The 21844-nt window shown below is 55.5% G+C and carries 18 protein-coding genes and 1 tRNA gene; 15 read left to right on the top strand and 4 right to left on the bottom strand.

Features of this window, described 5'->3' with window-relative positions; genetic code table 11:
- The first annotated feature begins 9 nt into the window (after positions 1-9).
- Positions 10-1815 (top strand): ABC transporter ATP-binding protein/permease, encoded by a 1806-nt coding sequence (locus CAP48_RS13770; RefSeq protein WP_100697665.1) that lies wholly within the window; start codon positions 10-12, stop codon positions 1813-1815.
- A gap of 11 nt (positions 1816-1826) precedes the next feature.
- A complete protein-coding gene (locus CAP48_RS13765; RefSeq protein ID WP_242444490.1) occupies positions 1827-2300 on the top strand; it encodes a GNAT family N-acetyltransferase in 474 nt (157 codons plus the stop codon).
- 156 nt (positions 2301-2456) lie between these two features.
- On the opposite strand, the gene CAP48_RS13760 is transcribed toward CAP48_RS13765, so the two are convergent.
- Complete coding sequence (locus CAP48_RS13760; protein ID WP_100697661.1) at positions 2457-2846, bottom strand: SirB2 family protein; 390 nt, start codon at positions 2844-2846, stop codon at positions 2457-2459.
- A 220-nt stretch (positions 2847-3066) separates the two neighbouring features.
- Between CAP48_RS13760 and CAP48_RS20490 the strand changes: the two genes are divergently transcribed.
- From CAP48_RS20490 to CAP48_RS13725, 8 genes are all read left to right on the top strand, one after another.
- Positions 3067-3381: a TSUP family transporter gene (locus CAP48_RS20490; protein WP_242444497.1), complete on the top strand. Its 315-nt coding sequence runs from the start codon at positions 3067-3069 to the stop codon at positions 3379-3381.
- A complete protein-coding gene (locus CAP48_RS13755; RefSeq protein ID WP_369806356.1) occupies positions 3266-3835 on the top strand; it encodes a TSUP family transporter in 570 nt (189 codons plus the stop codon). The genes CAP48_RS20490 and CAP48_RS13755 overlap by 116 nt, the downstream gene beginning before the upstream one ends.
- A gap of 161 nt (positions 3836-3996) precedes the next feature.
- Positions 3997-6450: a ribonuclease R gene (gene rnr / locus CAP48_RS13750; RefSeq protein ID WP_100697659.1), complete on the top strand. Its 2454-nt coding sequence runs from the start codon at positions 3997-3999 to the stop codon at positions 6448-6450.
- A 101-nt stretch (positions 6451-6551) separates the two neighbouring features.
- On the top strand, positions 6552-7286 hold the full coding sequence (gene rlmB / locus CAP48_RS13745) for a 23S rRNA (guanosine(2251)-2'-O)-methyltransferase RlmB (protein ID WP_100697657.1): 735 nt from the start codon (positions 6552-6554) through the stop codon (positions 7284-7286).
- Between the two features lie 19 nt (positions 7287-7305).
- Positions 7306-8550, top strand: coding sequence for a cystathionine gamma-synthase family protein (locus CAP48_RS13740; RefSeq protein ID WP_100697655.1), 1245 nt, complete (start codon positions 7306-7308; stop codon positions 8548-8550).
- 196 nt (positions 8551-8746) lie between these two features.
- Positions 8747-9019: an HU family DNA-binding protein gene (locus CAP48_RS13735; RefSeq protein WP_014751147.1), complete on the top strand. Its 273-nt coding sequence runs from the start codon at positions 8747-8749 to the stop codon at positions 9017-9019.
- 401 nt (positions 9020-9420) lie between these two features.
- Positions 9421-10359 (top strand): DUF808 domain-containing protein, encoded by a 939-nt coding sequence (locus CAP48_RS13730; protein WP_100697653.1) that lies wholly within the window; start codon positions 9421-9423, stop codon positions 10357-10359.
- A 56-nt stretch (positions 10360-10415) separates the two neighbouring features.
- Positions 10416-10491: transfer RNA gene (locus CAP48_RS13725), tRNA-Val, on the top strand.
- 287 nt (positions 10492-10778) lie between these two features.
- Here CAP48_RS13725 and CAP48_RS13720 read toward each other — a convergent pair.
- Both CAP48_RS13720 and CAP48_RS13715 read right to left on the bottom strand, forming a co-directional pair.
- Positions 10779-11003, bottom strand: a complete 225-nt coding sequence (locus CAP48_RS13720) for a hypothetical protein (RefSeq protein ID WP_100697651.1) — start codon at positions 11001-11003, stop codon at positions 10779-10781.
- Between the two features lie 120 nt (positions 11004-11123).
- Positions 11124-11450 (bottom strand): hypothetical protein, encoded by a 327-nt coding sequence (locus CAP48_RS13715; protein WP_100697649.1) that lies wholly within the window; start codon positions 11448-11450, stop codon positions 11124-11126.
- Positions 11451-11881: 431 nt separating this feature from the next.
- On the opposite strand from CAP48_RS13715, the gene CAP48_RS13710 reads away from it, so the two are divergent.
- From CAP48_RS13710 to CAP48_RS13690, 5 genes are all read left to right on the top strand, one after another.
- Positions 11882-13018 carry an exonuclease SbcCD subunit D gene (locus CAP48_RS13710; protein ID WP_100697647.1) on the top strand — a complete coding sequence of 379 codons (1137 nt, stop codon included), beginning with the start codon at positions 11882-11884 and terminating at the stop codon, positions 13016-13018.
- The gene (locus CAP48_RS13705; protein ID WP_100697645.1) at positions 13019-16078 is read left to right on the top strand and encodes an SbcC/MukB-like Walker B domain-containing protein; all 3060 of its coding nucleotides are present in this window, start codon (positions 13019-13021) and stop codon (positions 16076-16078) included.
- A 279-nt stretch (positions 16079-16357) separates the two neighbouring features.
- Positions 16358-17044, top strand: a complete 687-nt coding sequence (locus CAP48_RS13700; RefSeq protein WP_100697643.1) for a response regulator transcription factor — start codon at positions 16358-16360, stop codon at positions 17042-17044.
- A 66-nt stretch (positions 17045-17110) separates the two neighbouring features.
- Complete coding sequence (locus CAP48_RS13695) at positions 17111-18217, top strand: HAMP domain-containing sensor histidine kinase (RefSeq protein ID WP_100697641.1); 1107 nt, start codon at positions 17111-17113, stop codon at positions 18215-18217.
- Positions 18217-20097 carry a potassium transporter Kup gene (locus CAP48_RS13690; protein WP_100697639.1) on the top strand — a complete coding sequence of 627 codons (1881 nt, stop codon included), beginning with the start codon at positions 18217-18219 and terminating at the stop codon, positions 20095-20097. Before CAP48_RS13695 ends, CAP48_RS13690 begins: the two co-directional genes overlap by 1 nt.
- 407 nt (positions 20098-20504) lie before the next feature.
- On the opposite strand, the gene CAP48_RS13685 is transcribed toward CAP48_RS13690, so the two are convergent.
- Entirely contained in the window at positions 20505-21725 is a 1221-nt protein-coding gene (locus tag CAP48_RS13685) for an argininosuccinate synthase (protein WP_100697637.1), read from the bottom strand.
- Positions 21726-21844 lie beyond the last annotated feature (119 nt).

The raw sequence follows: 21844 nt of genomic DNA, 5'->3' as shown, positions 1-21844 counted from the left end.
GGAGTGTGAATGGACTGGGGTCAGGAATTAAGAGACAGCGCCTTCTGGCTTATACAGGCGTACGTTATTTCGTTTTTGGCTATTGTTGTGGCCGGCTGGCTGCTGACCCGCTATACCCATTGGGGCCGACAATTCTGGAAGCTGGCCGGCGATTATTTCAACCCCCGGCGCTCTATACGACCCATTCTCATGTTCAGCGTCATTTTGCTGCTCAGCCTGTCGGGCGTGCGTGTCAGCGTGCTATTTTCCAATTGGTATAACAGCATGTATACCGCGCTGCAGAAGCTGGATGAGCCCAATTTCTGGATACAGATGGGGGTGTTTACCATCCTGGCGGCCATTCATATTGTGCGATCCCTGGTCACCTTTTATCTGCAGCAGGCGTTTACCATCAACTGGCGCGAATCGCTCAATAACGTCTTCCTGACCAAATGGCTTACGCATACCAGCTACTACCGTTCCCATTACCTGAGCACGCCGGCCGATAACCCGGATCAGCGGATTCAGCAGGACATTACCAGTTTTGTGACGGTGTCGCTGGATCTTTGCCTGGGCGTGGTCAGTTCGCTGGTCTCGGCTGTGGCCTTTACTATTATCCTGTGGACGCTATCCGGCGATATCACGCTGGCGGGCGTCACCATTCCGCGCGGGATGGTCTTTGCCCTGTTTATCTATATCCTAATCGCCACCGTGTTTGCGTTTCGCATTGGGCGCCCGCTCATCCTGCTGAACTTTCTTGACGAAAAGTTCAACGCGGATTATCGGTATTCCCTGGTGCGCGTCAGAGAGTACGCCGAGAGCATTGCGTTCTACAAAGGCGAAAGGATTGAAATGGGCAAGCTGATGGGCCGTTTTCGGCAGATTATCAGCAATGTATGGGCGATTGTGCATCGCAGCGTCAAATTCCAGGGGTTTAACTTTTTTGTTTCGCAGACGGCGGTCATTTTTCCGTTTATTATTCAGGCGCCGCGGTTTTTTTCTGAGCAGATTACGCTTGGCGCGATGACCCAGAGTGCCCAGGCCTTTGGCACGCTGCATGATAATTTGTCGTTCTTTCGTAACGCCTACGATACCTTCGCTGGTTACCGCGCCACGCTGAACCGTTTGCACGGTTTTCTGACCAATATTGAAAACGCCGATTCTCTGCCATTGCCTGACGTCAAGCAAGAGGGAGAAACCGTCCTGCTGGAGGGCGTGAGCATTCGCACGCCGCTGGGTCAGGAACTGGTCAACGATCTTGATATGCGCGTGGAAAAAGGCCAGTCATGGCTATTGCAGGGCCCCTCGGGTTCAGGCAAAACCACTATTTTGCGTGCGGTAGCAGGCCTTTGGCCGTACTCCAGCGGCAGGATTGTCCGTCCGCAAGACGATATTCTGTTCCTGTCGCAAAAACCTTATGTACCGGAAGGAACGCTGCTCGAAGCGCTTTATTATCCGCATGCCGTGCCTGCGGATGGCCTGGAAAAAGGTCGCCAGGCGCTGCTGGATGTCCATCTGGCTCACCTGCAGCCGCGAATAGAGGAAACGGTTAGCTGGTCGCATACGTTGTCCCTGGGTGAGCAGCAGCGGGTTGCCTTTGCCCGTTTGCTGCTGGCCGCGCCTTGCGCTGCATTCATTGATGAAGCCACTTCGGCCATGGACGAGGGCCTGGAAGACGCCATGTACCGCCTGGTTCACGAGCGGTTGCCCGATCTGAAACTGATCAGTGTCGGCCATCGCAGTACGCTGATCCCTCAGCACACGCATCTGCTGCACTTGAATGGTGATGGCACTTGGTACAGTAAGCCGATAGACACGGCGCCGGCGCAGTCCTGATTTTGGAGCTAATGATGACATCGCAAGAACACAATGAGCCAAAAGAGGTCCCCGATGCAGGAACCCCTGTCCTGCGGGTCGGCAATTGGGATTTACTCAGCGATCATGCGTACATTATCCGCCACGAAGTGTTCGTGATCGAGCAGCAGGTGCCCCCGGAGCTGGAAATGGACGAGATGGATGTGCAATGCATTCACGCCGTTGCCTATGATGCGAACCAGACGCCTGTTGCCACTGGACGGTTGCTGCCCGACGGGCATATCGGCCGCATGGCGGTGCGCAAAATGGCAAGAGGCACCGGCCTTGGCGGGCAGGTGCTACAGCGGCTGATCCAGGCCGCGCGCGAGCGGGGCGACGCAGAGGTGGTTCTGAGCGCCCAGGTTCACGCGCTGGGGTTTTATGCGCGTTACGGTTTCGTGGCTGAAGGCGATGTTTACATGGATGCAGGTATCCCGCATCGTACGATGAGCCTGCAATTAGGCTAGACCGCCTTCACGATCCAGAAGGGCCGCCGGCCGCTCATGCCGGCCCTGTCTTCGTTATCCAATCCACGCCAGCCAATTCAAGCACTGCGTCCATTCACTGCTCTGAACGTGTGACTTTCAAGGCTGCCTATCGGTTTTGCAATTGTCTGGATCGGCTCAGGTGCCCAGCGTGGCACTGAACCAGGACCAGGGACTATGCCGGATGGCTGCACCCATGATATAGGCAAACGTTAGCACGGCAAGCACGGCGTACACGGCTCGCTGTCGCGCAGTGGGTGCGCGTTTGATGGCCATTGTACCCAGCACGATATACAGTACCAGTCCGATCAGCTTGGCTACAACGAACGGCTGCATGCCGATAAAAAATACCAGGTAGAGGCCACAGGCCACCAGCAAGGTATCAATGACATGGGGGGCGATGCGAACGAAGGGTCGGGTCAGCAGCCCCGAACCCGAGATCGCCCAGCCTGCGCGCAAGATAAAAAACAACAGACTCAGAACGGCGAGTGTCATGTGAGAATGTTTGACCATCATATAACCGGACATACGGCAAGTTCCTGGTAAATGCCTGGCTTGAAGCAGGCAAGTTGAAAAAAACGGCAGGCAGGCGGGCAACACGGTGCTCGCCGGCGCGTCCCGTCAAAAGTGTTGCGCACATTTTACATTGGATGAGCGCGTTTTCCGGTATAGTTTCAGACGCCGGCCTGATCATGTTCCATCCCCGCCAGTCCGGTGTGTACGAACAAGGGTGGACGGGATATGCAAGATGGAAGTAGAGCTGGGCTGGAATGTTGTTCTCATTCTGTTTTTTGTGGCCATGCTGGCTGGTTTTGTCGATGCGCTGGCCGGAGGCGGCGGGCTTATCGTCATCCCGGTCATGATGCTCATGGGTTTTCCTGTCCTTAATGTGTTGGCTACCAACAAGCTGCAAGGCAGTATTGGCACCCTTCACTTCTTCGTTGACAATGATGCGCAGGGGCGTCATCAATTTACGCCAGTTGCGTGTGGCCGCCCTCATGTCGTTTGCCGGTGCGTGTCTTGGCACCGCACTGATCCAGATGATCGACCCCAGTGTGCTTGATTTCCTGGTCCCCATTGTGCTGCTGGCCATTGGCCTGTATTTTTTGTTTACGCCATCGGCCGGTCAAACCGAAAGGGCGGCGCGTGTTGGTCAAAAGCCTTTTGACTTCGGCGTCGTGCCGGCTATTGGCTTTTATGACGGTTTTTTTGGTCCGGGCACTGGTTCCTTCTTTTCCCTGGCCAATATCACGCTACGCGGCATGCACATCGTCAAGGCCTCGGGAGCAGCACGACTTTTTAACTTTGCCAGCAATGTGGCCTCGGTAGCGGTTTTCGTCGTGGGCGGACAAGTCCTGTGGCTTGTGGGGGCGGTCATGATCTGCGGCCAGGTCGTGGGTTCGGTGTCCGGTTCGCTGGTCGCCGTCAAACACGGTTCCCGCCTGATCCGCCCGCTGATTGTGGTGGTCTGTTTTGTCATGGTCATCCGATTCCTGATGCAGCGCTTCTGGGCGTGATACAGCGGCAGACAGCGATGTTGCGATTGTTTTGTGTTATCGGTCATTGACCGGTATTTGCACAAAGACGCCGGATTAATGTAATAGAATGGTGATAACCTAAAGCGCAACGCCCCCACGCGGGCCGGTGTGCAAATCTTCCAATTTTAAAGAAACTACGCATGGCAACGAGAAAAAAATCAGCTAATACCCAGCAGTCGTCGCTGCCGCTGCCCGAGCCCCGTCAGGATTATGATCCGGACGTCCCTTCGCGGGAAAATATCCTCAATTTGCTGCGTGGCGCCGACAAGCCTTTAGCGCTGCAGCAGCTTATCAATCACTTCAATCTGACCCGGCAAGCGGGTGTCGACGGCCTGGAAAAACGCCTGACCGCGATGCAGCGTGACGGGCAGCTAGACAATACGGCACAAGGCTGGCAGGTCACGACCAAGCCCAAAGACTACGTGATTGGTCGTGTTCAGGGACATCGTGATGGCTTTGGCTTTCTGATTCCGGAAGATGGCGGTCAGGATCTGTTTTTGTCTGCGCGCGAAATGCTGAAAGTGCTGCACGGAGATCGGGTGCAGGTCAAGCCTACCGGAGAGTATCGCGGCAAGCCCGAGGGCACGATTGTCGAGGTGCTGGAACGAAGCACAAACCGGCTCGTCGGTCGCCTGCTGCAGGAGCAGGGCATTTATGTGGTTGCGCCCGAAGATCAGCGCATCAAGCACGATATCCTGGTGCCCGCATCGGATATTGGCGGCGCCCAGCACGGGCAGGTTGTCACGGTCGAGATCGTGCAGCAGCCAACCCGTCATACCCAGCCGCTAGGACGCATTATTGAAGTGCTTGGCGAAATCGACGACCCGGGTATGGAAATTGAAATCGCGGTACGCAAATTTGACGTGCCCGTGGGCTTTTCCGAGGCGACACTGGCCCAGGCCGACGCACTGCCTGAGACTGTGACGCAGCGGGACATGAATGGCCGCGTGGATTTGCGCGATGTGCCGTTTATCACGATTGACGGAGAGGACGCGCGCGATTTTGACGATGCCGTGTACTGTGAGCCGGTCAATATGGGTACCGAACAACGGCGTCGCAAGGGATGGCGCCTGCTGGTGGCGATTGCCGATGTCAGTCATTATGTTCAGCCTGAAGATGCGCTCGATACCGATGCGCTGGCGCGTGGCACCAGTGTGTATTTTCCACGGCGAGTGATCCCCATGCTGCCCGAGAAACTATCCAACGGCTTATGTTCGCTCAATCCGCAGGTCGACAGGCTGGTACTGGTATGCGACATGGTGATCCCGGCCACCGGCGCAAAGGCGGGCACGGTGGCTGCCTATCAGTTCTACAACGCCGTCATCCATTCGCATGAACGCACGACCTATACCCAGATCTGGACCTCGCTGCAGCAGATTGACGGACCGACGGCGCGTGCGCTCAAGCACGTCTTGCCGCATATCCAGGACCTTTACACGCTGTATCAACTGCTCGAGAGCACCCGCAAGCGACGCGGCGCGATGGATTTTGACACGATCGAAACCAAAATCATCAGCAACGAGCTTGGCAAGATCGAGCAGATCGTCCCGCACGTGCGCAACGATGCCCATAAGCTGATCGAAGAATGCATGCTTGCCGCCAATACCTGCGCGGCTGAATTTATGAAGGCTAACAAGCGTCATGGCCTGTATCGCGTGCACGAAGGCCCGACACCGGAAAAACTGAAAAACCTGCGCGAGTATCTGCGCACACTGGGCCTGTCCCTGGGCGGCGGCGATGAACCCAGCGGCAAGGACTATGCCGCATTGCTGGATTCGGCGCGGCCCCGTCCCGACTTTCAAATTGTCCAGTCGATGGCGCTGCGTTCCATGCAGCAGGCCATCTATAGTCCCGACGATGCCGGTCACTTTGGCCTGGCTTACCCTAGCTATACGCACTTTACGTCACCGATCCGGCGTTATCCAGACCTGTTGACCCATCGGGTTATCAAGGCAATCCTGGCCAAGCGCGCCTACGTTCCTGAAACGGCGGGCGTCGCCTGGGTGGAAGGCGAATCGCGCCAGCAGCATGAGCATGCGCTGTGGGAGAAACTGGGCGTTGTCCTGTCGGCCTATGAACGTCGTGCCGACGACGCCTCGCGCGATGTTGAAGCCTGGCTCAAATGCTGGTTTGTGCGCGAACATGTGGGCGAAGTCTACAGCGGCAAGGTGACGGGGGTCACTTCCTTTGGCCTGTTCATTACACTGGATACGCTTTATGTCGAAGGCCTGGTGCACGTGTCCGAGCTGGGCACCGATTATTTCCAGTTCAACGAAAGCCTGAACGAATTGCGCGGCGAACGTACCGGCAAGAAATACCGACTGACAGACAGCGTGCAGGTGCAGGTCACCCGTGTGGACCTGGAGGCGCGGCGCATTGAGTTTGCCTTGGTCAAAGGCATCACCTACGATTCATTGCGAAAAGAAGCCCGACGCCAGGATACACCGCCGCGACAACCCAAACGGGCGGCCAAGCCAAAGCCTGCCGGGGTCAAGAGCCGCGAACAGCAGGCCAACGAGCAACGTGCTGCGGCAAAAAAAGCCGGCAAAAAGGCGGTCAAGTCCGCCGGCAAAAAAACGTCCCGCCGTCGCTGACCGATTACGGTATCAGCGACCCGGACATCATGCGCCCGATGTGGCAGTCCCCTTGAGGATAAGGCGTCGGGCGGATCGTATATACAGTTCAGGAACCTATTATGTCTAGCCGTCAGATCCTGGCAGGATTCCATGCCGTGACCGCAAGAATGCGTCATGCGTCCGATTCCATCCGGGAAATTTATATTGAAGCCTCGCGCAGTGACAAGCGAATGCAAAGCCTGGTCGATCTGGCCAAGCAACATGAAATCAAAGTGATACCGGTTGCGCCGGACCGACTCGAAGGCTTGGCCAGGGGCGTGCGCCATCAGGGCGTGGTCGCCGTCGCAGATCCCAAACAGCTGGCTGTGACGGTAGATGATGTGCTTGATGTGATTACCGAACCGGCGCATTTGCTGATACTGGATGGTGTCACCGATCCGCACAACCTGGGTGCTTGCCTGCGCACGGCCGATGCGGCCGGCGTGCACGCCGTGATCGCGCCCAAGGACCGCGCCGTCGGGCTCAATGCGACGGTACAGCGGGTCGCCTGCGGCGCTGCCGACACAGTGCCTTACATTATGGTGACGAATCTGGCCAGAACCATGCGCGCGCTCAAGCAGCGGGATATCTGGCTGGTGGGGACCGATGATGAGGCCGGCACCGATATGCATGGCGTTGATGCCAGGCAGGCGGTGGCATGGGTAATGGGTGCGGAAGGTGAAGGTCTCAGACGGTTGACCCGTGAAACGTGCGATCAACTGGTCCGGATCCCGATGTTGGGCTCGGTCGAGAGCCTGAATGTAAGTGTTGCCAGTGCGGTCTGTCTGTTTGAGACGGTTCGTCAGAGAAAGTAATTTTTATCAGAGATGCAATATGAAGGATAAACAGCTGACCACAAGTGTTTTGCATGCCGACAGGCGTGACCGGATAGAGCACGGCGCTATCCACAAGCCCATTCACGTTTCGACCGAGTACGCCTATGATGACGCGCGCGAGCTGGCGGCGGTGTTTCAGGGCAAGCCGGGCTACACCTATGCGCGTCAGGGCACACCGACGACGGCGGCACTCGAAAATAAAATCACCTTACTGGAGCAGGGCAAGGCAACCGTCACGTTTGCCACCGGCATGGCCGCGCTCAGTGCCATATTCCTGACGCTATTGCGCAAGGGCGACCACCTGATATCCAGCAGCTACATCTTTGGCAACACCAATAGCTTGCTGGGAACGCTAACGCAATTCGGGATCGATATCACATTTGTCGATCCTTCCGATGCAGGCAGCGTCAAGTCGGCCATCCGGCCGGAAACCCGCATGGTATTTGTGGAAACGATTGCTAACCCGGGCACCCAGATCGCCGATCTGGAGAGCATCGGGCTGCTGTGTCGCAACCACAATCTCGTGTATGTTGTTGACAACACGCTGACTACGCCGTATCTGCTTAAAGGTCGCGATGTACATGCCGCCTTGGTTATGAACTCCTTATCCAAATATATTTGCGGCCATGGAAACGCCCTGGGCGGTGCTGTCACCAACACTGGCCTGTATGATTGGTCGACATTTGCAAATATTTACGATGATTACAAGAAGGGCAGTCCTGACAGTTGGGGGTTGACGCAGATCAAGAAGAAAGGGCTGCGCGATATGGGTGGTACCTTGTCCGCCGAGGCGGCCCATAAAATCGCCGTTGGCACTGAAACCCTTGCCTTGCGGATGAATCAGGCGTGTTCCAATGCCTGGGCGCTGGCCAAATTCCTGCAATCTCATCCCGGCATTGCCAGCGTGCGTTATCCCGGGCTGGCTGATCATCCGCAGCATGAACGGGCCACCAGGCTTTTCGGCGGCCGTTACGGCGCGCTGCTGGGCGTGGAGTTGATCGACAGAATCGACTGTTTTGATTTTCTGAATCTGCTGGAGGTTGTTATACTGGCAACGCATTTGGGAGACTCGCGAACCCTTTCGCTGCCCGTGGCGCATACCATTTATTATGAAATGGGTGCAGAGCGCCGCGCGCAAATGGGGATAGGCGACAACCTGTTGCGGATCTCGGTAGGCATTGAGGATGAAGCGGATCTGATCAACGATTTTGCGCAGGCGCTGGATCGTTGCATGGAAAAGTAGCCCACGCCTAATCGGATTTTTCACGGTACCGGGGTGTATGAAAAAAAACACAATATTTCAGTTTTGATTGAAATTTGTTAAAAAGCTAATAGATATGCGGCTGTTGCTAGGTTTTTTTCTTGACAGCCATTGATTTAGAGGCGATTATATTCCGGATGAATTAACCATCATAATTTACTCACTTGGGGTTGTCTGAATGAACAAAACAGAACTCGTTGAATACATCGCTACCAAAGCAGATATCTCTAAAGCTGCTGCAGGTCGCTCTCTTGACGCCGTTATCGCTGCTGTTAAACAACAGCTGAAAAAAGGCGGTACCGTGACACTGGTTGGCTTCGGCACTTTTGCCGTTTCCACTCGCGCTGCTCGTACTGGTCGTAATCCACGTACTGGCGAAGCCATCAAAATCAAGAAAGCCAAAGTGCCTAAGTTCCGTCCAGGCAAGGCACTGAAAGATGCTGTCAACTAATTCTTATTAGACAGCTGATCGCCGTTGTTTTACGACAGCAGGTCGGTCATCACCATACAAAAAGCCGGTTGCTTGAAGAAGCGGCCGGCTTTTTGTATGTGCGCGGTCGCGGCCTAATTGTCAATTCAAGCGCGCCAGCGTCAGTAGCGCTGGAGTGGATTTAGGTCGTGCTGGGCCGAGTATGAGTAGCGCACGAGCGAATATGAGTCGTGCAGGAGCGGGTTTCGGCACGGCGGGAGCGGATGTGGCAGTCCGGCAATGGCAAAACGACGATTCGTCAAAAAATGTCTTTATTATTTTTATCAGTCTCAAGTATGATTCGCTTAGATTGCATTGGCAATGTCGAGCGATATCAGGCAATGGCATGAGCATCGGCTTCGCAAGCTTCAATGGGGAACGTAATGGCCGCAGCAAGCTTATTGGCGTTACTGGACGATATTGCAAGTGTGCTGGACGATGTGGCGCTGATGAGCAAGGCAGCGGTCAAAGGATCCGCCGCGACATTCGATGATGTTGCCGTCTTGGGTAAAGCCGCAATGAAAAAAACCTCGGGCGTGCTGGGCGATGACCTGGCATTGAATGCACAACAGGTCACCGGCGTTAATCCGGATCGGGAGTTACCAGTAGTTTGGGCGGTCGCCAAAGGATCGCTGATCAATAAAGTGATTCTCGTGCCGGCAGCACTGCTGATCAGCTATTTCATCCCGTGGCTGATTCTGCCCTTGCTCATGCTCGGTGGCGCGTTTCTCGCGTATGAAGGCGCAGAGAAGGTGATGCATATGTTTTTTCACAAGGACGACCAAACAGCAACGGCATCGGACAGGCCGGTTGTGATTAACGAAAAAACGAAAATAAGCGGTGCGATTCGAACCGATTTTATTCTGTCTGCGGAAATTATTGTCATCTCGCTGGGCGTGGTCTCCAGCGAACCCATTCTGACCCAGGTGATCATTCTCAGTGCGATTGCCGTGCTACTTACCGTCTTTGTATACGGACTGGTTGCCGGTATTGTCAAGCTTGACGATCTTGGCCTTTATCTGTCGGGTTGCGCAAGCAACATGGCCAAAAGCGCAGGGCAGGGCATTATCTGGCTCGCTCCGTATTTAATGAAACTGCTGTCCATTGTTGGAACGCTCGCGATGTTCCTGGTAGGCGGCAGTATCATCCTGCACGGCATTCCTGGTGCCGAGCATTGGCTACAGTCGGTGTTGCCTGGAAACGGTAAGGGCATCCTGGCTTTTGTCATTACGTTGCTAGCTCATTTTGTCGTCGGGCTGATCGTGGGACAGATTATTGTGGCTGTGATGTCGCTTTTCCACAAAAAAGAGTATGTGGTGTAAAAAATACTTGCTTTCTCTTTCGGACATCCTTATAATCTAATGCTTAGTTGATCGACGGGTGCTTAGCTCAGTTGGTAGAGCGGCGCCCTTACAAGGCGTAGGTCACAGGTTCGACCCCTGTAGCACCCACCAATCCGAAGGTCAATGATCAATACGCATCAAGGGTTTACGAGTTTATCGTAAGCCCTTTTTTGTGTCTGTTCCGTATGGAGCGCGCACCTGCGAGTGCACGTGGCTACATCATCTATTTCAGGGAGAAAGTCCACGGGAGCGACAGAAGGTTATGCCCGGCAATGGCGGGTTCTGCCCCATAATCGGGGGATGGCGGCGTTTCTGTTGAATCTTCTTTTGTAATGGAAAAACTCAACTACCGCTTTCGCGGACGTGCCAGGTAAAAGCGCATAAGCGCCGCGCCCGCATCAGACCTCATCAAACCAGCTTTTGAGCAGTTGCAAGGACTCGGCGTCGCCGCTTTGAGTATCGGGTCCCTGAATGTCCATCACCGCATTCTGGTCTACCGCAAAAGATTGATTCGCAATTTCTTCGGCGCGAACCATGAAGGCATCACGGGCTGTTCCTGTTTTGGCAACGGCATCCAGAAAGGTGTTGAGCGATTCGCGACCGTGGTCATTGAGCTTGTACATAAATCTATCCTTGTATAAAGATAATAATGTACTTAGAGTCTAACATTAACCGACCTATCATTAACCACGTATCAATGAATCGTGTATCAATGAATCGCGTGTCGTTTAACCAGGTATCGCTTAACGGCGCGTTACGTTCTTTTGCAGGATGTTCAGCAGCGAGGTGGCTACGTTTTTCAAATCCTGGCTAAGCGGCGTGGCATCCAGTTCGAAGCGTCCAGCCTTGCGGATGTGCCGGCGCAATTGCTGCAAAAATTCGATATCGAATATGTAGGCGCTTGAATCTGGCGCGCACTGTATGGCGCAATCATGAGGATTGACATAACAGTTGCCGGTGGCGTCAATATGGGAAGCCTTATTGCTGTCTACAATGATTTTAACAGCGCGGCTGGTATTGCTTGAGGATGATAGGGAAGAGGAAGAAGAGGGTGCGGCAGAGATATTCATTGAACGCTCCTGTTTAGCTGGTTTGACCGAATGTCGGGGCAGCAAGTTGGACTAAATTCCCCCATACTGGTCTTCGTCGGAAGGCAGCAATCAATTTATATTATTGCAGTGAGTGTGCGTCTGTCAACCCATTGAGCCCTGATCAGTAAAATTGTCGGCGTATAAATGTCAGGTGATAAAGATCCAATGACGAGATAAGATAGAGCCTGGGTCCGGTTTTCAGGCGTCTTTCTGCCCTGACCCGGGCGTCGCTCGCGGCCGCTTTTCCTGCCCGGCGGGTTGTCGGGTTCGTTCGCCCGTCGTAATCGGCCCGCCATACGATTCATCCGCTGTGTGATTCATTCGCCGTGTGATCCATTCGTCGTGTGATTCGCCTGCTATATGTCGCCCGGCACCTCGGGCCATTTTTCTTTTTTGCGTTGTTGTGTTTCATGAAATTCCTCCATACCTCCGACTGGCACCTGGGTCGTTCACTATGCAATCATTCATTGCTGGATGACCAGGCCCATATTCTGCATCAAATTGCCGACTGTGCACGACAGCATCAGGTAGATGCATTGGTCATTGCCGGCGATGTGTACGATCGTGCGGTGCCTCCGGCTGCGGCAGTCAGGTTGCTCAATGAGTTTCTGAACCGCATGCACGAACTGCATATCCCGGTTGTCATTATCCCGGGAAATCATGATAGCGCCGACCGGCTCGGCTTTGCCGCCACCCCACTGAATGGGTCGGGCGTGCATATCATTGCAGACTATGAACAAATGCAGCAGCCGGTTGTTGTTCACACGCAGGCCGGGCCGCTGTATTTTCACGGTATTCCCTATACAGACCCGGAGCAGGTGCGGGTATTTGCGCAAGAGCCCATTGCCGGCTATGAACAGGCACATCGCTATCTGCTGCAGCGTATTGCCGATAACAAACCTGCCGACGGGGTCCATGTCCTGATCTGCCACTGCTTTGTTGCCGGAAGCCTGGAAAGCGAATCGGAACGTCCGCTGGCTGTCGGGGGCGCCGACCAGGTGCCAGCCGATCTGTTTGAGGGCTTTTCCTATGTCGCCCTGGGCCATCTGCACGGCCCCCAGGCATTTCGTCAAGGGCGTATCCGCTACAGCGGCTCGCCTTTGAAATACAGCTTTTCTGAAGAAAAACACAACAAGGGCGTGCTGCTCGTGCAGATCGACCATGTCGGTGTTGCCACTGCGACGGCGCTGCCGCTGCATCCATTGCATGATGTGCGCACCATTGAGGGCAAGCTGGACGAATTGATCGACGCAGCAAGTGCAGACCCAAACTCTGAAGACTATTTGCTTGCCAGACTGACAGATGATCACGCTATCCTGGACCCCGTGGGCAAGCTGCGGGCGGTGTATCCCAATCTGTTGCAGATGGAAAAGCCGCGGCTTTATCAGGACGAGAGCCAGCCGGTCATGGCCGCGACAAGACTGCGTCGCGATGAATTTTCCCTGTTCTGCGATTTTTTCGAACAGGTCAGTGGACAAACCATGACGCCGGCGCAAAGCGCAGCAGTCAAGGATGTTGTCGATTCCGTCCTGAAAAGGGAAGCGTAAATGATCCCCTTGTATTTGCGCCTGCAGGCGTTTGGCCCATTTGCCAGCGAACAGGAACTTGATTTCACGCAGTTGGGAACGCATCCGCTCTTTCTGATCAACGGCCCGACCGGCGCCGGCAAAAGTACCTTGCTTGATGCCATTTGTTTTGCCCTGTATGGGGAAACCACGGGCGATGAAAAGGATCCGCGATCGTTACGTTCTGATCTGGCCGATCCGGCGATGGTCGCGCGCGTGGTTTTCGGTTTTCGACTTGGCCCGAAGCGCTATGAGATTCAGCGCCAGCCGGCGCAACGGGTGCCCAAGTTGCGGGGGACCGGCTTTCGGGACATTGGCACAGAAGGCGTCATGCTGGATCTGACGGAGGAAACGCCAAAGGTCCTGGTCGCGAAAAAGGCTGGACAGATCACCGCCTATGTAGAAAGCCTGACCGGCCTGAAAGCCGAGCAGTTTCGCAAGGTGATGGTATCGCCACAGGGCAAGTTCCGCGAACTGTTGCTGGAAACGTCCCTGAAGCGCGAAGCGCTGTTTGCGCAGTTGTTCCAGACCGATATTTTTCGGCAGATTGAATTGCAACTGCAGGAGCGGGCAAAGGATATTCGCGCACGGCGCGAGGCCAATGAGCTACAGATAGCCGGACTGCTGGAGCAAGCAGACATCAAGGAAGAGAACCGGCTTGCCCAAGACATTGCCGATCTGGCCGATGCAGAAGCGCTGGCAAAAACGCGCCGACAGGAAACGACCGATCAGTACATGCGGGCACAGCGCAACATGGATGAGGCACAGCGAATACGAACACAATTTGAACAGCGTGACGAGCTGGCCGGGCAACTGGTGCGGCTTGAACAGCGCCAAGTCGTGATTGCCGGGCACGAAAGCGCGTTGCGCCTGGCTGCGGCAGCGGCTGATCTGCGCCAGCTTTACGATCATGCCGAGCAGACAAGCCAGCGGCTGGCCCAGACACAGAGGCGTCTTGCAGACAGTCAGTCGCGGCTTGAGGCGTTTAACCAGCAACTGGTGCTGGATAAAGCGAGTCACGCGACCCACGCCAGCGCCTATGAAGCGGTTGCCCAATTGAACATTGATCGTAGTCGCTTACAGGCGCTGTTTCCCAAGGTTCAGGCGTGGCGCCGGCAACAGCAGCGCCTGGCTGCGCTGGATACAGAGCTGGCCCAGGCCAGGCACGCGCTTGAGACCCGGACCGCCGAACAGCATGCACGACTGGAGCGTGCCGCGGGCATGAAACAAGAGCATACGGTATTGCAGGCGGCCGTGGCGGCGCTTCCCGATCTGAGCGTGGCGGTGGCGCGCAACAAGTTGCGTCTGCAGGAGCGCCGCGCGTACGACGAGATGGCCAGGCGACTGCATGCCTTGCGCGACGAACAGAGCGAGGGCATGAAGGCGCTTGAGCAGAAGAAAGAAGCGCTGCGGATCGCCCAGCGGGATCAGGATCGGCAGGAGCTGGCCTGGCATCAAAATCAGGCGGGCAGACTCGCTGCCCGGTTGCAGGAAGGGCTGCCGTGCCCGGTTTGCGGCAGCCTGTCTCATCCGGCGCCCGCGCCGGCGGATGAGCATGCAATCAGCGAACAAACGTTGCGCCACGCCAGACAACAGGCGCAGGCAGCAGGGCAGCAACTTGCCGCGCATGAAGCCCGCATGGAACAACTGGCTCGCCAGTGCAGCGAGCAGCAGGTTGAGCTGGATCGACGTGGGCAGGAACTGGGGCAGGATGCCATCGACGATCTGAAATTATTGCAGACGAAATTCAACGAACAGGAGCAGCAACTGCAGGCCAGCCAGGCGGCGCGTCGCAAGCTGGACGACGGCATGCGTGCATTGGCATTGCTGGAACAGGAGCATGGGGCAGGGGAGCAGGCGGTCGCGCAGTTGCGAGCCCGCTTGCAGGAGCTGGACGTAGCGCATGGCAGTCAGCATGCTACGTTGCAGATGCTGGAGCAGGAATTGCCGGCGAACAGCCGCGTCCAGGCGCAGCTGGAAGGGCAAATTGACGACTTGAGCAGACGGATTGAAGCCCTGACCCAGGCGCGGCAGCAGGCCGAGGAAACGGTTCGGCAATGCCAGGACCAGATTTTGGCTTTGCAATCGACCATCGCGGCGCTCGGCGAGCAACTGGCCCAGGAGACGCGGCTTCACGGTGATGCGATGCACAGTTATGAGCGTGCCCTCGAGCAGAGTGAGTTTGCCGATACGCAGGGCTGGCAGGCTGCACAACGGGACCCGGCGCAACGTGCCGACCTGCAGGGTATGATCAGCCAATACTATGAGCAGCTTCACCAGGCCAACGGCCGGTATGCCGAACTGAGCAAGGCGCTAGATGGTCGGTTGCTGCCTGATCTGGCGCAGTGCCTGTCCGAGCAACAAGCGGCCGAGGCACAGGCGCGAGAAGCCGAGCACGCCTGGCAACAAGTACGGGATCGCCTGCTTGCCCTAACCACGCTGCAGGAGCGTCTCGCAAATATCAAGACAAACAGCGCTGCGCTGGATGAAGAGTATGCTGTCTATGGCACGCTTAGTGATGTTGCATCGGGCCGGCAGGGAAGTAAAGTCAGCCTGCAGCGCTTTATTCTAAGCGTCTTGCTGGATGATGTGTTGATTGGCGCATCAGTGCGCCTGCGTAAAATGAGCCGTGGACGCTATCAGTTGATCCGTCGCGAACACGCCGGCCGTGGCGCGTCGGGGCTGGATCTGGACGTCATGGACGAATACACTGGACAGCAGCGCGCCGTCGCGACACTTTCAGGCGGCGAGTCTTTCATGGCAGCGCTGGCGCTGGCGCTGGGTTTGTCCGATGTTGTACAGGCTTATGCCGGCGGTATTCGACTAGAGACGTTGTTCATTGACGAGGGGTTCGGCAGTCTGGATGCCGAGTCGCTTGAACTGGCTATACGAACACTCATTGATCTGCAGGCAGGCGGGCGTACTATTGGTATTATCTCTCACGTCAGCGAACTCAGGGAGCAGATGGCATTGCGGGTCGATGTGTTGCCGGATGTGGCGGGCAGCCGTCTTCGCGTGCAGGCGCCGGGTATCAGCCATTAACCCGTGTTGCAAAGCAGCATGGCAGGCATGGCCGGCTTATGGGGGCAGGAGCCAGCGCAAGCAAGCCAGCATCGGGCCTATCGCTCGGTGCTGGCCGTGCGGCGGCAGTCTGTGTGACAGGTGCGAGCGGTTCACTTGTCGCGGGTGCACAAAAAAAATTAAAGGATTACGGTGAAATTGAGTAGAATAATGGTCTGGTTCAAATTTAAGTGCTTGAAATTTCAGATTTTTGTAAGAAATCCGGCTACCGTGGGCCATTAAACTACAGGCAAGATCAACATGCGAATTTTAGTAATCGAAGATGACAATATCCTGGGTTCTGCATTGCAGGAATTTCTGCGCGAGCAGGGCTTTGCAGTCGATTGGGTATCCAACGGGAGTCAGGTCTTTGGCGCTGTATCGGGCCAGGTATACCAATTGCTTATCCTTGACCTGAATCTGCCGGATATGAACGGGCTGGAAGTACTCAAGCAACTGCGGGCGCAGGGCCACCAGGAGGCGACACTTATTCTGACTGCCCGGGACGACGTCGAAGACCGGGTTGCCGGCCTGGATGCCGGTGCCGACGATTACGTGACCAAGCCGTTTGAATTGTCCGAGCTGGCGGCGCGGGTGCGATCCTTTGCGCGACGTCAGTCCGGGCAGTCCAGTCCTGTCATCGAAGTGGGGCCGCTGCAGTTCGATACAGTTGGGCGCGAAGTTCGCGTGCACGGCGAGCGACTTGCCCTGTCGGTGCGTGAATTGTCTGTGCTTGAAATGCTGATGGCGCGCCCGGGACGGGTCGTAACCAAGCGCCAGATCGTCAATTCACTATCGGCCTGGGATGCCGACTTCAGCGAGAATGCCGTTGAAGTGTACGTGTACCGGCTGCGCAAGCGTCTGGAGGGTACAGGTACCTCAATTCAGACCGTTCGCGGATTTGGCTATCTTCTTGAAATTGATGATGCGACTGCCGCAGCAGACTGAGAACGCATTGAACCTGCCGGGGCGAGGTTCTAGAATCGCTGGCAGGACATCCTATTGTCTTATTTCATGACCAATTCCAAACAGGGTAGCGCCAGGCGCAGCAGTTCTTTTCTACAGAAAGGTTCGCTGTTTCGTCATCTGATCATCCGCCTGCTACCGGCGCTTCTGGTGCTCATTATTCTTGATTTCAGTGCGACACTGTTGATCATGCAGGATGCGCTCGACTGGGTCGTCAAGGACATTTTTATCGTCATTATCATCGGGCAATTGCTGCTGGTGGTTCTGTTTGCCTGGCTGGTTTTCTATGGCGTGCGCTCGGGGCTGCGTTCGGTCAATTTGCTGGCGGGCGAAATCGCGCAGCGTTCCGAAGAGGATCTGCAACCTATCGAACTGAGCAATGTGCCAACCGAGCTATTGCCGTTGCTGGATCGCCTCAATGATCTACTACGCAAACTGGATGAATCCCTGGTCGCGCAGCGCCGCTTTATCGGGCACGCGGCACATCAGTTTCGCACGCCGCTGGCCGGTCTGCGGCTGGAATCGGAGCTGATGCTGGCGCGTACGCTTCCTGATGATGTCAGGGAGCGTGCCGAGAGGATTAAAACGATCAGCAATCGCCTTATTCATCTGGGGCAGCAACTCCTGGTGCTGGCCAGGGCCGATCCGGGAATCCGCCCGCAGGATGTGTTTACAAAAATCAATTTGTGCGAATGGGTGCAGAACGCCGGTCTTGAATGGGTCCCCAAAACACGGCAGCATGGTGTTGACTTGTTTTTGGATGCGCCTGAGACACCGGTGTGGATAGACGGCGACGTACTGTTGCTCGAAGAGTTGCTTGGTAATTTGATCGACAATGCGCTCAAATATGCACAGGGAGCAAGCAATATCACACTGACCGTCGGTTCCAACCCGCCATCGCTGACGATCCGCGACAATGGCTGCGGCATTGACCCAGAAGATGCGGCACAAATTTTTGATGCGTTCTACCGATCGCCCGAGGCATCTACCGCAGGAACGGGCCTGGGGCTGACCATTGTGCGCGAGATTACCCGCGCGCATGGCGCCTGGTGGAGTCTGTTGAGTCGCCCGCAAATCCAGGGAACGCAGATCACGGTCATTTTTCCAGGGCCGCGTATCGGTACGCGGCTTACCCGCTCAAAGGTTGACAAATAATGTCGTCCGATTCAAAGACATCTCCTGCCGCCGGCGTGCTGCTGGGTGCGCTGGGCGTTGTGTATGGAGATATCGGGACCAGCCCACTGTACACCATTGGGGCCAGCTTAAACGGCGCTGGCGTTGGCGTGGGACAGGATTCGGTGCTCGGTATTCTTTCTATCTTGTTCTGGCTCGTCATGATCGTGGTGTCGATCAAATATGTCATTCTGGTGCTGCGTGCCGACAACAAGGGCGAAGGCGGCGTGCTTGCATTAATGGAACTGGCAATTCGCAATATCAGGCCCGGATATCGGCCTGTTTTGCTGGCGTTGGGTATATTCGGCGCCTGCCTGTTCTACGGCGACAGTGTTATTACACCTGCCATTTCCGTATTGTCGGCGCTGGAAGGCATCAGTGTCGTTTCCGACCGGCTTGATCACTGGATTCTACCATTGTCTGTCGTCATCATGATCGCATTGTTTGCGATCCAGTCTCACGGTGCGGGGCTGGTCGGCCGGCTGTTTGGGCCGATCATGTTTGTCTGGTTTCTGACGCTAGGCATGCTGGGAATCTACAATATCATTGATAATCCGGTGGTATTGCTGGCGCTCGAACCGATATATGCATGGCGCTTTATCCTGAACGATCCGTTGCACAGCTTTCTGTTGCTCGGTTATGTGGTGCTTGCCCTGACTGGCGCCGAGGCACTCTATGCCGATATGGGACATTTCGGACGTGCGGCCATCAGTCGTGCCTGGTTCTGGTTTGTCCTGCCGGCCCTGTTGCTCTGTTATTTCGGGCAGGGAGCGATGGTTGTTCAGAATCCGGCCGCAGCCAAGAACCCGTTTTTTATGTCCGTTCCGGTATGGGGGCAAATTCCCATGGTCATACTGGCCACAATGGCTACCATCATTGCTTCGCAGGCTGTGATATCGGGTGCATTTTCGGTCACACGACAGGCGGTCCAGATCGGTCTGTGGCCGCGTATGGAGATCCTGCACACCTCAAGTGAGACCGAAGGGCAAATTTACATGCCACGCGTTAACGGGCTGTTGTTCGTTGCTGTGATCGTGCTGGTGCTGGTTTTTCAAAGCTCCGAGAAGCTTGCCCACGCCTATGGTTTTGCGGTCACCGGCACGATGCTGATTACGTCGGTTCTGGCGTTCAGTGTGATGCCCGGTATGTATCGCGGTTTTCGCCGAACGCTCATTTATGCGCTGCTTTGTCTCTTTTTGATTATCGATGTGCTGCTGTTTTCCGCCAATGCCGTCAAGATAGAAGAGGGAGGCTGGCTGCCATTGCTGATTGCATTGTTCCTTTTTACGTTGATGATGACCTGGCGCAAGGGAAGGGAAAGACTCGATCGAATCGATATTGATCAGGCGCAGCAACTGAAGCCATTTCTGCGCATGTTATTACGCGATACCGTGCCGCGCGTGCCGGGCACCGCCGTTTTTATGCATTCGAATCCCCAGCGGGTGCCGTCTGCGCTATTGCATAATTTGAAACACAATAAGGTATTGCATGAGCAGCTGGTCTTTCTGTCTGTGAAAGGGGCGGATGTCCCCTTTATTTCGCCCGAGCAAAGGTTTGTGATTTCCGAGGTCGAGGACAATGCATGGCAAGTGACAGCAACCTATGGCTTCAAGCAGGAGCCCAATGTCCCTGAAGTGCTTGAGCAGGTTCAGGCCGCGCATCCGCAGATTGATCTGTCGCCGATGGTGGTGTCTTATTTCATGTCCAGGCAGACCATCATGGTGTCAAATCGTGCGCCGTTTATCAAGCGCTATCGTCGCAGACTGTTTGCCTTCATGTCGCGTAATGCAGCGCGCAGTACGCGGTTCTACAGAATCCCGCCCAATCGGGTTATTGAAATGGGCATTCAGGTGGAGTTGTAGGAAGTTGTCGTCGGGCGGCAGGGGGGGCCGGGCAATTTACTTGCCTATCCTGGAATCACCTGCTATGCAGGCCATGGGTCGGGCCGTGCGGCATGGGTAATGCACCACTGTCGCGGGCCGTCTGAATGCGTTCAGGACGATCAAGCAGGAAAGAAGCGGTTCAAAACGACTAAGTGGAAAAAGACGCATACCTGCACGTTTACAATCACAAACGAATCAAGCTGAAACGAAAAAGGACTGAGTCCTGCTCAATACAGAATTCAGTCCTTAAGCCCAATGTGAGGGGCCCGTCTAGCGTTAAGAGATCGGTCCCAAGCTTGAAGGGATCGCTTCCAAGCCCTGAAGGGTCAATTCAAAGCTTTAAAGGTCCGGTGGTTGCTCAATAACACGTAGTCACCGCTTACTAATTACTTGCGGCCAGCCGTGGTCTCGATTCGCATGCGCAGTGCGTTCAGCTTGATAAATCCGCCCGCATCGGCCTGGTCATAGGCGCCGCCGTCGTCATCGAAAGTGGCAATGGTTTTATCAAAGAGTGTGTCTTTGGAGTCGCGCGCCACTGTGTAGACATTACCCTTGTACAGTTTCAGGCGCACCCAGCCATTGACAAACTGTTGTGAGTGGTCAATTAGCACTTGCAGTGCCTTGCGTTCGGGAGACCACCAGTAGCCGTTATAGATCAGTGCGGCATAGCGGGGCATCAAGTCGTCCTTCAGGTGCGCGACTTCACGGTCTAGCGTGATGGATTCGATGGCGCGATGACCGCGCAGCATAATCGTTCCACCCGGTGTTTCGTAGCATCCGCGAGATTTCATACCCACATAGCGGTTCTCCACCAGGTCAAGCCGGCCAACGCCATGCTTGCCGCCAAGCTCGTTCAGTTTGGTCAGCACTTGGGCTGGTGTGAGTTTTTCGCCGTTAATGCCGACAATATCGCCTCGTTCGTATTCCAGATCGACATATTCGGGCGTATCGGGTGCCTGCTCGGGCGAGACCGTCCAGCGCCACATGCTTTCTTCTGCTTCGGCCTTGGGGTCTTCCAGGTGGCGGCCCTCGAAGCTGATATGCAGCAAATTGGCGTCCATGGAATAGGGCGCGCCGCCGTTCTTGTGCTTCATGTCGATTTCAATGCCGGCTTTTTCTGCGTAGGACAGCAACTTTTCGCGGGACAGCAGATCCCACTCGCGCCATGGCGCGATAACCTTGATAGCCGGGTTCAGTGCGTAGTAACCCAGTTCAAAGCGAACCTGATCGTTTCCTTTGCCGGTTGCCCCGTGCGAGACGGAATCGGCGCCTACCTGATTGGCAATTTCAATCTGGCGTTTGGCGATCAGCGGACGGGCAATGGAGGTGCCCAGCAGGTATTCGCCTTCGTAAACGGCGTTGGCGCGAAACATGGGGAACACGAAATCTCGCACGAACTCTTCGCGCAGATCGTCAATAAAGATGTTCTCGGGTTTAATGCCGAATTTCTCGGCCTTGCGACGTGCGGGCTCAAGCTCTTCGCCTTGTCCAATGTCGGCGGTGAATGTAATGACTTCGCACTGATAGGTGTCTTGCAGCCATTTCAGAATGACAGAGGTATCAAGGCCGCCGGAGTAGGCGAGAACAACTTTTTTGACTTCGCTCATTGGGAACTCGTATATTTAGCAGGTTGTAATAGGAATAGCGCTATGGTCTGGACTGACGCCCGCTGCCAAAAGTCGGGCAGCTCGTGACATTGCACCAGGCAGTTGTGGCAGACGAGGCC

This window comes from Advenella sp. S44 (assembly GCF_002810445.1).
Lineage (GTDB): Bacteria > Pseudomonadota > Gammaproteobacteria > Burkholderiales > Burkholderiaceae_B > Advenella.
The sequence above is the reverse complement of the archived record's forward strand: the minus strand, read 5'-3'. Positions and strand labels throughout refer to the sequence as shown.